Below are 13,777 nucleotides of genomic sequence, written 5' to 3' on the forward strand. Positions count from 1 at the left end.
ATGGAAAACAATTTAATTTTACCCGCACTGATTTTAGTTCCTTTCATTGCTGGTTTTATTTGCTGGTTGGTTGATAAATTCGACCAGCACTTACCGCGTTGGATTGCCTTAATTGGTATGCTCATTACTTTTGGTTTGGGCATTGCACTTTGGCAAAGTGGTACATATAGCTACGAGTTGGGCGGTAAAGTCCCGACTTGGGCGGCTGAATTCCATCTTCCATGGATTCAGACTTTAGGTATTAGCATTCACTTGGCAGTGGATGGTTTATCTCTTCTTATGGTGTTGTTAACCGCATTACTTGGTGTACTTGCAGTTGGCTGTTCATGGGGCGAGATTCAAAAGAATGTTGGTTTCTTCCATTTAAACTTACTTTGGAGTTTAGGTGGGGTGATCGGTGTATTCTTGGCGATTGACTTATTCTTGTTCTTCTTCTTCTGGGAGATGATGCTTGTACCAATCTACTTCCTGATTGCGTTATGGGGTCATAAAGGTTCGAATGGTCGTTCACGTGTTTACGCTGCAACCAAATTCTTCCTCTATACACAAATCGCTGGTTTGATCATGTTAATCGGTATCTTGGGCTTAGTTGTCTATGGATACATGATGACAGGCATGATCGGTTTCGATTACAACTATTTATTGGCTGTTGCGAACCACTTACCACCTGAAGTTGCTTATGCATTCATGCTGTGTTTCTTCATCGGCTTTGCGGTGAAATTACCAGTATTCCCATTACACGGCTGGTTGCCTGATGCGCATGCGCAAGCACCAACAGCGGGTTCTGTGGATTTAGCGGGTATCTTGATTAAGACAGCTGCGTACGGTTTGCTTCGTTTCGTAATTCCATTCTTCCCGGCAGCGTCAGCACAATTTGCTGATATCGCCATTATTCTGGGCTTGATTGGTATTTTCTACGGTGCTTTCCTTGCTTACCAGCAAACAGATATGAAGCGCTTACTTGCGTATACGTCTATTTCGCACATGGGTTTCATCTTACTTGCAATCTACGCAGGTAATATCCTGACATTCCAAGGCCTCATGATCATGATGTTGGCACATGGCTTGTCATCTGCTGCATTGTTCATTATGTCTGGTCAGGTTTATGAGCGTTTACACACACGTGATTTACGTTTAATGGGCGGCCTTCGTGGTCAGCTTCAATACTTGCCATTCTTCCTGATGTTCTTTGTTGCAGCATTGGTTGGTGTACCAGGTCTAGGTAACTTTATTGGTGAATTCCTGATTCTTATGGGTTCATTTAAAGCTTATCCAGCTTTCACTATCATTGCAGCAGTGAGCTTGGTATTTGCTGGTCTTTATGGTCTGATCCTGATTCACAAAGCATTGTTTGGTGAACCAAACCCAGAGCAAAAACAGCACTATACCAGCCCGCTTAAAGATTTATCTGCACGTGAAGTCAGCATTTTGATGATCTGTGTGATCGGCTTAGTTTGGTTAGGTATTTACCCACAAACCTTCTTGGATATGTCACATTCAAGCATGCAGTGGTTAGTAAATAGTTATATGCCAGTACAAGAAGTTGTTGAAACTGTTCAACAGGCTGCAACTCAACTTGAACATGTGGAGATGCAATAAACCATGAACTTCACAATTTCTTTTTCTGAGCTGATGCCTTTAGCTCCAGTGATGATTGTGGCACTGACCGCAATCGTCGTGATGTTGTTGACTGCGATTAAACGTAATCACAACCTCATTGCGACCACTTCGGTTGTAGGTTTAAACCTTGCTGCAATCTTTATTGCATACACCATGTTTACTGGGCACTTTGCGCCAATAAACGTGATGGGCATGTTTATGGTTGATCCATTTACCATGCTCTATCAATTCCTGATTCTGATTGCTGCTTTGGCGTGCTGTACCTTGTCTCATGCGTATATCGAGACCTATAAGGAAAACCGCGAAGAACTTTACATCTTGTTGCTGTCTTCAGTTGCAGGTGCAATGTTATTGGTTGCTAGTTCGCACTATGCAGCATTCTTCATCAGCTTAGAATTGATGTCGATTCCTGTGTACGGCATGTTGGCGTATACCTACCAACGTAGCCAGTCTTTGGAAGCGGGGATTAAATACCTTGTACTTTCAGCGACTGCGTCTGCAATGTTGTTGATGGGTATGGCGTATATCTATGCTTATACAGGTTCATTGTCATTCTATGACTCTGTTCAGGCATTGTTTACTGCAATCAAACAACCAATGGTGTTATTGGGCTTAGGCTTAATTATCTTTGCTGTTGCATTCAAACTTTCACTTGCGCCATTCCATAAGTGGACGCCAGATGTGTATGCCGGTGCGCCAGCGCCAATGGCAACCTTCTTGGCTACGGCTGCGAAAGTTGCAACGATCGGTTTATTTGTCCGTTACTTACTCACTTCTGGTGCGATCCTGATTGAGTCAATTGTGACAGTGATTACCATCATTGCAGTATTGTCGATTGTCGTGGGTAACTTACTTGCAGTACGTCAAGTTAACTTGAAGCGTATCCTCGGTTATTCATCAATTGCACACTTCGGTTATTTGTTGATTGCTTTAATCAGCATGACTTATGCAAGTCTTGGTAGCGTGACGGTTTATGTGATTACTTATGTACTCACCACAATCGGTGCGTTCGGTGCAGTTGCATTAATGTCTAGTCCGTACAACAACGTTGATGAAGCACAAAGTCTTGCAGACTACCGTGGTTTGTTCTGGCGCCGTCCGATCTTGACTGCAACATTAACTGTAATGATGCTGTCTTTAGCAGGTATTCCATTAACTGCAGGCTTTATTGGTAAGTTCCTTGTGGTGATGGCTGCGGTAACCACACAACACTGGTTCCTGGCTGCAATGATCGTTGTGGGTAGTGGTATCGGTTTGTATTACTACTTACGTGTGATGGTTGTCATGTACATGACACCACCAGATGTACCACGTATTGATGCTGATGCACACTGGGGTACTAAAGTGGGTGGCTTGATGGTGCTTGCTGCTGCATTACTTGTATTCGTATTGGGTGTCTACCCAGATCCGATGATTAACCTCGCATTGAAGGCTGAGATCATGTCTCCATTGCACTTTATGTTGTCTCAACAACAGTAATCGTCTGATTTGTACAAAAAAGCCTCCAAAATTGGGGGCTTTTTTATTGCCGAGTAAAAAAACGCTTTATAATAGACAAAGATTAACATTACCTAGGTACTCACTCGTGTCGATTCAAGAAATTCGTCATCCGCTTATTCGCCATAAACTTGGTTTACTACGTCGTTCTGACATCAGTACCAAGAATTTTCGTGAATTAGCGCAAGAAGTCACGATGTTACTGACTTATGAAGCAACAAAGGATCTTCCTGTTGTTGAGCATGAAATTGATGGGTGGGCAGGGAAAGTCTCAACTCAGCGTATCGCAGGGAAGAAAATCACAATTGTACCTATCTTGCGTGCTGGTATTGGGATGTTGGAAGGTGTACTGAGCCTGATCCCAAGTGCGAAAGTGAGTGTTTTGGGTTTAGAGCGTGATGAAGCAACCTTGGAAGTTCGTACTTACTATAAAAAGTTAGTGCCAGATGTTGCGAATCGTTTGGCTATGATCATTGATCCAATGCTTGCGACGGGTAATTCACTCATCGCTGCGATTGATGTATTAAAAGCAAGTGGCTGTAAAGATATTCGTGTTATGGTCTTAGTTGCCGCACCAGAAGGTGTAGCTAAAGTAGAAGCGGCACATCCTGATGTTCGCATTTATACTGCATCGATTGACCAAGGTTTAAATGAAGAAGGTTATATCGTTCCTGGTCTAGGTGATGCAGGCGATAAAATCTTTGGTAGTGTTCAAAAAGACTAATTTTTGACACATTCTTAAAAGAGACTTGATCTCATCCTGAAGCTGTTTTGAGGATTGATTGAAAGTCTCTTTTTTATTTTTATATACTGTCATTATCGCATTGAGAAAATAGGATAAATGTCATGAAGCAAGAATTCTATCAAGGCAAAGTTAAACAATATAATCCAGACAAAGGCTTTGGTTTTATTGGCACTTCTGAAGGGGATGTATTTTTTCATATTTCAGAGTATCCAGCCGATGCTGAGCCGAAAAGAAATGAAAAAGTGAAATTTATCGTCGTTGAAAATGACGGGAAATACAAAGCGACCAAGATTGAACGTCTTGATCCGAATCCTGCCAAAACCAAGAAAACCAAAATTGCTGAGCACAATAATTCGATTACGTCGGCATTATTGTCAAACTTCCGTCGCTAAATACACACATTTATCCTTTCTTTATTTAGGTATCCACTTAAATATTAAGAGAAAAGAGGCTTTTTAGCCTCTTTTTTTATTAGAATAGAAGCAATATAAAAATAGAGCGTACGTAATGTTTCTTGAGGGAAAAATTAAAAAATACAATTCAGAGCGCGGTTTTGGTTTTATTCAGGTAGAAGGAAGAACATCAGATATTTTCTTTCATATTACTGATTTTCCCAAAATGACTGGTGAACCGAAACTAGGGGAAAGGCTTAAATTTCTGATTGTTGAAGAGCATGGAAAATTTAAAGCAACTAATATTGTTCGATTGGACTTAAAAAGGGAAAGCCCGATTTCTGAAATCACTCCTAATGAAAAATTGACTGTATCAGCGTTATCTAACCGTACTCAAGAGACTTCCAAGAAAGGAGTAACATTTACCATCGTAGGATTGATTGTAATTATAATCTTGAGTGGTTTGGTTTTTCAGAAGTATCAGTCCTATCAGCAATCAAAAAAACTAAAAGCTGCTCAATTGATCGAAGAGCAAAGGAAAATTGTAGAACAACAACGAAAAGCTATTGGTGAGTTACCGCAAGTAAAGCTGTCGGAAAAAACCAAGAGGGCACTCGAATCTAGTCATGTCCAATCTTTTCAGAACGAATCATCTATTAAAGCAAATAACCAATTCCAGTGTGATGGACGAGAGCATTGTTCCCAAATGAGCTCTTATGAGGAAGCATTGTTCTTTTTAAAAAATTGTCCTAATACAAAAATGGATGGTGATGGGGACGGTATTCCTTGTGAACGTCAATTCGGACGTTAAGTATGGAGCATAGGTAGTAAGGGAGAGTACTGTTTAAATAACACATGTTATTGAATAGACTAAAATTAAGATAAGACAAAATAAAGTTTCTAAGATAGCGGTGTAGACTTTGAGATAAATTTCCGAGATTGGTTCTTAATGTTAAATTGTGAAATAGTTATTACTTTATTAATGGTTTTTATTATCATTTGTTAATTGTTCTTATATAATATGATCAAATTTTTATCGGGGTATGGTCACTTGAAAAAGAATATATTGTTTCTATCTCTCATTGCATTACCAATGTTTGCTATGGCTGAAGAAAACACAGTTTTGCCAACGATTGTCGTGAAAGCCGACTCACAAGCAACAGATGCAACAGGTAAACTTAAAAAAGATGCCAGTTTAGGTATCCTCGGTGAGAAAGCTGTATTGGATACGCCGTTCAGTATCCAGTCCTATACCGAGCAGGCAATTAAAGATAAGCAAGCGGATTCGATCGCAGGCATTCTTAAAAATGATCCAAGTATTCGTACCACCACCAATAGTGGGCATTTAAACGAAAACTTTATGATTCGCGGCTTTGCGGTGACATGGGAAGATGCCAATATTAATGGTGCTTATGGTATGTCGCCAAGTGGTCGTACACCGACTGATATTTTAAGCTCTGCCAGTGTATTGAAAGGCCCAAATGCATTAATTGCAGGCATGGCACCAGGCGGGAGTATTGGTGGAGTCGTGATGGCAACAACCAAACGTGCGGATCGGGATCTGACCCAAGTCTCTGCGATGTACGAAGATGGTGGTTACTACAAATCAGGTTTTGATGTATCTCGCCGTTTTGGTGAAGACAACAAATTTGGTGCGCGTGTCAGTGCGACTTATGGACAAGGTGAACATATTGTTGACGGGCTGGAAGATGAAAATACGGCTGCGGTACTTGCACTCGACTATACGACCGATCAGGCCAAAATTAACTTTGATGCTTATTCGGTACGAGATAAGCGTGATGGTGGTTCACCAGCAATGATCTCTTTTGCGACTTTGGGACGTGTTTTACCAGCACCAGATGGCAAACTGAATTATTTCCCACATTTAGAAGGTATGCAAAGTGCTAATTATGTGGGCTTATCAGGAGAATATAAGCTTCTACCAAATTTAAAAGCATTTGCAGGCGCTGGGTTCAATGAGCGTGAATACCGTGGGCATTTATTTGGTACCCGTATGATCGTAGGTGATTATCCCGTTAATCATCAAGGCATAGGTAATACCAGTCCATTGGTCGGTGCGGATGGCGATGCACTGGCACAGTATTATCGAGTCGGTTCAAAGGAACATAACACCACCTTTAATGCAGGTTTAGAAGGTCAGATTTTTACAGATGATATTTCCCATACGTTGGCATTCCGAGCAGATTACCTGAAACGTAAATATAGTCAGCATCAAGGACGTGGCGCAAAAGAAGTTTATTTTCCAACTAATATCTATGATCCAAGTAGCGAAGGGCATATGCCTGATACTTGGCCAGTTATTGTACCTTTCGCCGATGATGTCTATGTCAGCTATAGCTTAAGTGATCAGATTTCCATGCTGGATGACAAGCTACAGTTTATTTTAGGTGTGCGCTATCAAGACATGAATTTAAAAGCGCTGACGACCAATGCACCGCCATTGAAAGATGATAAGTTATCTCCAAGTGCCGCCATTGTTGTGAAACCTTTTGGTGAAGAAACTTCATTCTATGCGAGTTATGTGGAAGGTCTGGTTCGAGGTACAACGGTATCTAATGAGGCAGATGCAAATTACAATAAAACATTTGCCCCATTTGAAAGTAAACAATATGAAATTGGTGCGAAATATCAAGGGGAGCGTTGGTTACACACTTTAGCGCTGTATCAAATTAAAAAACCGAGCACGATGACAGATACAAGCTATCGTGATCCGAACAATGCAAATATTAAGCAAATCACAACAGATGGTGCGAAGACTGAATCAAAAGGTGTTGAGTACGGTTTCTCTGGTAAAGTGACGGAAGACTTAATCGTTTACGGTAATCTGGCTTATATTGATACCGAATATAAGAAAGGACTTTTAACGGGCGGAGTCGATATATCTGGCAATACCATTGAGGGTACACCAGAGATTACCGCAGGCGTTGGTGTAGATTACACCTTACCCTATGTAGAAGGTTTAAGCGTGAATGCATTTGTGACTTATGTGGATGACCAATACTTAACTGCGAACAATAATTTAAAATTACCTGATTATACCTTGGTTGATTTAGGTGCGAAGTACGCAACTAAACTGGGTGGAGTAAATACAACGTTCCGTGCCAATGTGGATAATGTCACTGATAAGAAATATTGGGATGGCGTGTTTACCAGTGGCTTTACTACAGTTGGCGCAGGTCGTACTTATAAACTTGGTGTGAGCTTCGACTTCTAAATCAAACTGCATAAAAAAATGCTTCCAAGTGGAAGCATTTTTTTATTTAAAAAGTTAAATCTTTGCTTCGCAAAATTGCAAAAAGGCTTTTAAGCCAGGCCCTTGGTATTTTTGGCGATGTACCAGCATATAAAGCGGGCGGGTTAATTCCCAATAAGGCGTATCTAAAATGACTAACTGGCCTTTTTCCTGAAGAGGTTCAATCGCCAGTTTGGAAATACATGACATGCCCAAACCACCTGCGACTATTTTTAAAATCGCTTCATTATGACCCAGTGTTAAACGGATATTGGCATCTGGTAAATCTTGTAAAATGGCATTATCAAACACTTCACGTGTTCCTGAGCCTTCTTCACGTAAGATCCATTCTACTTCATAAAAATCTGCCGGTGTAATCGGGCGGTTGAGTTGTGCCAGTGGATGATCAGGCGCGCAACATACAGCCAGTTCATCATTACGCCAATGAATACATTGCAGTTGTGGTAAATGACATGAACCTTCGATTAAGGCGAGATCAAGCTGAAATTGGTTCACGGCTTCAATCATTTGACGGGTATTACCCACTTGCAGTTGGAGATGCGCTTGTGGATGACGCTGTAAAAAATCAGCCATCAAATCAGGCATTAAATAATCGCTGATGGTGAGTGTTGCCCCAAGGCGTAAATCAATGCTTTGCAACTCGCCTTTGGCCGCTTGTTCAAAAGCTTCACAACGCCCTAAAATCTCAAGCGCTTGAGGAAGTAAAAAACGTCCTAGATCATTCAGTTGTAAGCGTTTTCCCAGACGGTCGAATAATGGTGCACCCAGACCATCTTCTAAATCTGCTAAGGCCATACTTGCCGCACTTTGTGTGAGACGAACAGCATCACTCGCTTTGGTTACAGTTCCCTCTTGAGCGACCGCCACGAAAACAGCCAATTGGCGTAATGTCATGCGCATGTTAAATAGCCTTAATGTTTTGAGTATCCATCATTTATTCGATCATGCTAACATGAGCCTACTGTTTCGTGCCACGTTCAAATCATGTCAATTGAAAAATTTAGCGTAGAAAAGGTTTTATCTGTACACCGCTGGGCTGACAATCTGTTTAGTTTTACCATGACCCGTCCAGCCCATTTTAAATTCACCGCAGGGCAGTTTGCCCGTATTGGTTTAATGGTAGATGGCGAACTGGTGGTTCGTGCTTATTCGGTGGTGTCTTCACCCTTTGATGAAACGCTAGAATTCTTTTCAATTGTGGTACCCGATGGCGCATTTACCTCAAATCTACAACACCTTAAAGTGGGTGATGAGCTGTATCTGGAAAAGATCTCGTATGGTTATTTAACCCTTGCGCGTTATCAGCAACCTTTACCGCAGGATTTATGGTTATTGGGGACAGGAACTGGTCTGGCGCCGTTCTTATCGATGCTGCAAGATTTTGAAACCTGGAATAAATATCAGCACATCAATCTGGTTTATAGCGTACGTACCGAGTCTGAACTGGCTTATGTAGATCGTATTCAAGAGATTGCGGCGCTGTTTGGTGAAGGGCATACGGGCTTTAAATTTGTCCCGATCATCACGCGTGATCCAGAGGCGCCATTACATGATCGTTTACCTGTGCTGATTGGCAATGGTGAATTGGAAAAAGCCGTTGGCTTGGATTTGAATCCAGCCAGCAGTCATGTGATGTTATGTGGTAATCCGCAGATGGTGGAAGACACCAAAGAAGCGCTAAAATTGCGTGGTTTAATTATGAATCGTCGTGGTGAAGGTAATATTGCCGTAGAAAATTACTGGTAACAGACTTCGGTTGAGACGATTCATTTGAATGGGAGAGGAGGGATATGTTTAGTGAACAAACATATCCATAAATTCACGGATTTCCTGAATCGCCGTGTCTACATCTGTAGTTAACCAGGTCGGTTCAAATAACCCGATGTAATGCTCAAGGCGTTCTTGAGGAACGACCAGACGTACAGGACAATCTTCTTCCAGTAAGCGCCACGGCAAGATGGGAACTTCATTATCTAAAAAAGGCTGTACATTACGAATATCAATGATCATGGCATTGATACAGTCTGGTAATGGCATCACCGAAAACTCTTCTGTGCGGCGACGAAAATATTCCAGATCACCCCATTTCAGGATATAGCTTGGCTTATTAAACTCAATAATTCCAATCAAATGTTCATCGCGTGTGTGATGTAAAAAACATTGATGTGTTACATCAGTGTCCAAATCAAGAGAAACACTTTGTTGGCTATAGGACATAAAGCAAAACATTTAAAAAACGGGACTGAGCATTATAGCTTATTTTTGTTGCCCGCTAAAGCCGCCTATATTTTAAACAAAAAATAAAATAAAAAAAGTAGAGTTCTGCAACCAGTGCAACGATAGTCCGAAGCTTCTTCACACAATGCTACACAGCACATTGCTAATATAAATATTGAAAAGTAATAAGGATGAGGGCTGCTATCATGCATGATTTTAGTAAGCCACAACCCCATGTGGCGAGCAAAGAAGAAATTACCAAAAAGAGAAGATTACCCGTTTATATTTTGATTCTGGTGGGAATCTTCCTGATTGCATTACTTGTTTATATGGTTGCTGATCATTCAGCCAATCCAACTGCACAAGTGATCCTGTCACAAATGCAGTCGGCAGTTCTGAATGCTTAGACAAGCATATTTTAAGACCGAGAATTAATTCTTCAAAAAGCTCATTGGTGTGAATCAATGAGCTTTTTTGCAATATTTTGCGCATTTTTTGTTGTATTAGTGCTGCCATTTATTGATTGGAAAATAGACAAAAATTATGGTGGAAGCATCCATAAATCATGTTCTTAGTTCATAGAGCAACCATGGGTGGACTGTACAAGACTGAAAAACACAACATAAGGATAACAACATGAATGAATTTTTTAATGACCCCTCCAACCGAGGAGGATTTGATGCAATGTATTATTGGGATCAATTTCACCCGATTTTAGCTGCAATTGTAATTCTGCTGGTCGGCTGGATTATTGCTCTGGTGGTTGCAGCAGGTGTGAAAAAATTACTGCAAAAACTTGATACCAATCATAAATTATCGTCTGCAACTGGTCGTACCCCAAATATTGAGAATTTGATTTCCAAGCTGGTATTCTGGTTTATCATGATTCTAGCGGTTGTGGGTGCATTAAATGTCTTAAATATCAGTGGTGTGAGTGATCCATTTAGCAATATGGTCGGGCGGATTCTGGCCTTTATTCCTAACCTGTTTGCTGCTGTTGCAGTCGGTTTTATTGGCTGGATTGTTGCTCGTCTGGTACGCGCAGGATTAACCAATGTACTTGCCAGAACCGAGCTTGATGAGAAGCTGAGCGGTGAGGTCGGTGTCGGTTCACTGAGCAGCAATATCGGTGAGATTTTTTACTGGCTGGTTTTATTACTGTTCTTACCGATTGTTTTATCGATTCTCGGTTTAACAGGGCTATTAATTCCTGTACAGAACATGGTGAATGATGCCGTTGCTTATTTACCGAATCTGTTTATTACAGGTGTCATTATCTTTGTCGGTTATATTCTTGCGAAGATTGTACGTGGCATTGTTGAAGGTTTAAGTAATAGTCTGGGTTTACAAACACAGGCTGAAAAAGTAGGGCTATTTAAAAATTCAAATGTCTCTAAATTTTTAGGTTCTTTTGTCTTCGCCGTCATCATTATTACCACTTTAATTGTGGCATTTGAAGCACTTGGTATCGAAGCGATTTCTCAACCAGCGACATCAATGCTGAATGAAATCATGCACGCGATTCCACAAATTATTGCGGCAGGCCTGATTTTAATTGTGGCTTATATTGTTTCGCGTTTTGTTGGACGTTTAGTGGCTGAATTGATTTCAGGTGCGGGTGTCGATGAAATTCCAATGAAACTCGATGTACAACGTTTCCTTGGGCAAACACGTGTTTCAGATGTGGTTGGCTGTCTAATCGTGTTCTTCACCATGCTGTTTGCTGTTTCAGAAGCAGCGAATCGTCTAGGGCTGGAACAGGTGAGCGTACTCATCGCCATGTTTATCCAGTTCGGTGCAAGTATTCTTCTAGGTGCAGTAATTCTGGTGATCGGCTTCTGGCTGGCGAATGTGGTTGCCAATGTCGTTCAACGTGGTGAATATAATAGCTCTCGCTGGTTAGGTAATCTGGTCCGTATCTTGATTATGGGACTTGTGATTGCGATGGGCTTGAAAGCAATGGGTATTGCGGATTCTATTGTTAATCTGGCATTCGGTTTAACACTGGGTTCAGTTGCAGTCGCATTTGCATTGGCCTTTGGTTTAGGTGGTCGTCAACCTGCAGAGCGTTTACTTGGTGATTTACTAGATAAGGCAAAAACAGAAGGCAACAAACCAAATCCGTTGCACAAGGATGAGGTTAAGCCAGCAGCGCCTGTGAGCCCAACACCAACAGCGCCAACGACTCCTGTGAATCCTGTGAGTCCGACACCAACTTCATTAGATACTCCGGCGAATCCAACACCACCAACTCCGCCATATTCGGATGAATAGTAAAAAATAATCTTTGATTTTTTCAATCAATTCGACCACTCTAAGCAGGGTGGTCGTTTTGTTTTTATTCGTACTTTTAGCCTTTATTTGTAATGCTGTCCAGAGTTGTTAGGACTCACGTTTTGCATCCAGCTCAGTTCAACATGTTGTAAATTCTGAGCGAAATGGCATGAGCAAGTTGCGCATTCGATTGAGTCGAAGTGAAAACTTGGCCTAAAAAGCAATTCATTTATAGATAAAGTCCCCATAGTCTCTCAATAAAAAGTTAATAGGAGAACAGAATGAAGAGGCCAAATCGTGTATTTGCACCGATTATTATTGCAGGTATTACTGTTGGTTTTTTGGCAAGTGCTTACAAATTTGTCGTGGCGAAATCAAGCCCAACCAAAGAGAAATCAATCGAAAATACCCAGAAAATCCCGTCTTCGGAAGCTGCTAATTCTTCAGATGAACCACATTAAGTATTGATTCATCTGAAGCCAAAGCGAAGGGTAAGTATTAAAAACGTATTTAAACGAATTGGGCTGCTGCCTGTGCAGATGACCATGCCCACTGGAAGTTATAACCGCCTAAGTGTCCTGTCACATCCAGTACTTCGCCAATAAAATATAGGCCTTTCTGTTTCTTACTTTCCATGGTTTTTGATGAGACTTCGCTGGTATCTACACCACCCAGTGTCACTTCTGCTGTGCGATAACCCTCGGTTCCAGACGGTTTAACGGAAAAGGCATGGAGCTGTGATGCAATTTGCTCCAGTTGAAGGTCGCTTATATTGCCAATCGCAGTTTCACTTTGCTCTGCCCAGATCAATTGCTGTAATTCAAGTACGATGCTTTTGGCGGTAAATTCGCTCAACAAGGTTCGTAACAGCACTTTCGGCTGAGATTTTTTCTTTTCTTTGAAAAATTGAGCGAAGTCCTGACTCGGAAAGAAATCAATTTTAAAGCTTTCACCGACATGCCAATAGTTGGAAAGTTGCAAAGCGCTTGGGCCGCTGAGTCCGCGATGGGTAAAGAGCAAGGCTTCGGTAAATTGATGACGTTCATTGATCAAGGTTGCATCTAGTGCATTACCACTTAAACGGGTGGTCACTTCTTTAAATTGATCTGAGAAGGTAAAGGGAACCAGACCTGCGCGTGTTGGGTAGACATGATGTCCGAACTGCTGTGCAAGCTCATAACCAAAGCCAGAACCGCCTAAAGTTGGAATAGACAAACCGCCTGTCGCAACCACGAGTGATTCACATTGATAAGTCCCTTGACTGGTTTCAATGATAAAACCTGAGTCTGCTTTTGCTTTGACTTGCTGTACTTCGCAATGGGTTTGAATCTGTACACGTTTGGCTTTATCACATTCTGAAAGTAACAGCTCAAGGATTTCTTTTGATCCTTTTAGGGTAAAAAGCTGACCGTGCTTGCGTTCTTCATATTCAATTCCGTATTCACACACCAGACCAATAAAGTCCCAGTTGGTATAGCGGGTGAGGGCAGAAATAACGAAATGTGGATTTTCAGAAAGATAGTTCGCAGGCTCGACATCCAGATTGGTAAAGTTACATTTACCACCACCAGACATCAAAATCTTTTTACCGACTTTATTGGCTTTCTCAAGCACTGCAACCGAGCGCCCACGTTTGCCTGCTTCAGCAGCCAACATCAAGCCTGATGCACCTGCACCTAAAACAACAACATCAACTTGATGGATCATGGGGGAAATACTCAAGAGCGGAAAAGCGGGCAATTATAAAAGATTTATGCA

Annotated in this window: 13 protein-coding genes; 10 read left to right on the plus strand and 3 right to left on the minus strand. The window is 41.4% G+C overall.

Translation table 11 applies throughout. The features are described 5' to 3' along the window. The 6 genes from nuoM to PJ15_RS11465 all read left to right on the plus strand — a co-directional run bounded on the left by nuoM (position 1) and on the right by PJ15_RS11465 (position 7,489). Positions 1-1,599, plus strand: a complete 1,599-nt coding sequence (gene nuoM / locus PJ15_RS11440; protein WP_004770779.1) for an NADH-quinone oxidoreductase subunit M — start codon at positions 1-3, stop codon at positions 1,597-1,599. A gap of 3 nt (positions 1,600-1,602) precedes the next feature. Continuing rightward, positions 1,603-3,099: an NADH-quinone oxidoreductase subunit NuoN gene (gene nuoN / locus PJ15_RS11445; RefSeq protein WP_047430896.1), complete on the plus strand. Its 1,497-nt coding sequence runs from the start codon at positions 1,603-1,605 to the stop codon at positions 3,097-3,099. A 106-nt stretch (positions 3,100-3,205) separates the two neighbouring features. Next, positions 3,206-3,841: a uracil phosphoribosyltransferase gene (upp, locus tag PJ15_RS11450; RefSeq protein WP_004770784.1), complete on the plus strand. Its 636-nt coding sequence runs from the start codon at positions 3,206-3,208 to the stop codon at positions 3,839-3,841. Between the two features lie 122 nt (positions 3,842-3,963). After that, positions 3,964-4,254, plus strand: a complete 291-nt coding sequence (locus PJ15_RS11455) for a cold shock domain-containing protein (protein WP_004770785.1) — start codon at positions 3,964-3,966, stop codon at positions 4,252-4,254. Between the two features lie 115 nt (positions 4,255-4,369). Further along, positions 4,370-5,065, plus strand: a complete 696-nt coding sequence (locus PJ15_RS11460; protein WP_047430901.1) for a cold shock domain-containing protein — start codon at positions 4,370-4,372, stop codon at positions 5,063-5,065. A gap of 282 nt (positions 5,066-5,347) precedes the next feature. Then, positions 5,348-7,489, plus strand: coding sequence for a TonB-dependent receptor (locus PJ15_RS11465; RefSeq protein ID WP_227504696.1), 2,142 nt, complete (start codon positions 5,348-5,350; stop codon positions 7,487-7,489). Between the two features lie 54 nt (positions 7,490-7,543). On the opposite strand, the gene gigC is transcribed toward PJ15_RS11465, so the two are convergent. Then, on the minus strand, positions 7,544-8,428 hold the full coding sequence (gene gigC, locus PJ15_RS11470; RefSeq protein ID WP_047430904.1) for a LysR family transcriptional regulator GigC: 885 nt from the start codon (positions 8,426-8,428) through the stop codon (positions 7,544-7,546). 84 nt (positions 8,429-8,512) lie between these two features. Here gigC and PJ15_RS11475 point away from each other — a divergent pair, with 84 nt between their 5' ends. Next, positions 8,513-9,274: a ferredoxin--NADP reductase gene (locus tag PJ15_RS11475; RefSeq protein WP_047430907.1), complete on the plus strand. Its 762-nt coding sequence runs from the start codon at positions 8,513-8,515 to the stop codon at positions 9,272-9,274. 48 nt (positions 9,275-9,322) lie between these two features. Here PJ15_RS11475 and PJ15_RS11480 read toward each other — a convergent pair whose 3' ends face one another. Further along, positions 9,323-9,745, minus strand: a complete 423-nt coding sequence (locus tag PJ15_RS11480; RefSeq protein ID WP_004770789.1) for a hypothetical protein — start codon at positions 9,743-9,745, stop codon at positions 9,323-9,325. A gap of 206 nt (positions 9,746-9,951) precedes the next feature. On the opposite strand from PJ15_RS11480, the gene PJ15_RS11485 reads away from it, so the two are divergent. The 3 genes from PJ15_RS11485 to PJ15_RS11495 all read left to right on the plus strand — a co-directional run bounded on the left by PJ15_RS11485 (position 9,952) and on the right by PJ15_RS11495 (position 12,480). Continuing rightward, on the plus strand, positions 9,952-10,152 hold the full coding sequence (locus PJ15_RS11485) for a hypothetical protein (RefSeq protein ID WP_005256177.1): 201 nt from the start codon (positions 9,952-9,954) through the stop codon (positions 10,150-10,152). A 229-nt stretch (positions 10,153-10,381) separates the two neighbouring features. Then, a complete protein-coding gene (locus tag PJ15_RS11490; protein WP_047430910.1) occupies positions 10,382-12,019 on the plus strand; it encodes a mechanosensitive ion channel in 1,638 nt (545 codons plus the stop codon). Positions 12,020-12,300: 281 nt separating this feature from the next. Next, positions 12,301-12,480, plus strand: a complete 180-nt coding sequence (locus tag PJ15_RS11495; RefSeq protein ID WP_005256180.1) for a hypothetical protein — start codon at positions 12,301-12,303, stop codon at positions 12,478-12,480. 49 nt (positions 12,481-12,529) lie between these two features. Here the strand turns inward: PJ15_RS11495 and PJ15_RS11500 are convergent, their stop codons facing one another. Further along, the gene (locus tag PJ15_RS11500; RefSeq protein WP_047430913.1) at positions 12,530-13,726 is read right to left on the minus strand and encodes an NAD(P)/FAD-dependent oxidoreductase; all 1,197 of its coding nucleotides are present in this window, start codon (positions 13,724-13,726) and stop codon (positions 12,530-12,532) included. Positions 13,727-13,777 lie beyond the last annotated feature (51 nt).

Origin of the sequence: Acinetobacter sp. neg1, from assembly GCF_000788125.1 — a bacterium.
Classification (GTDB): domain Bacteria; phylum Pseudomonadota; class Gammaproteobacteria; order Pseudomonadales; family Moraxellaceae; genus Acinetobacter; species Acinetobacter vivianii.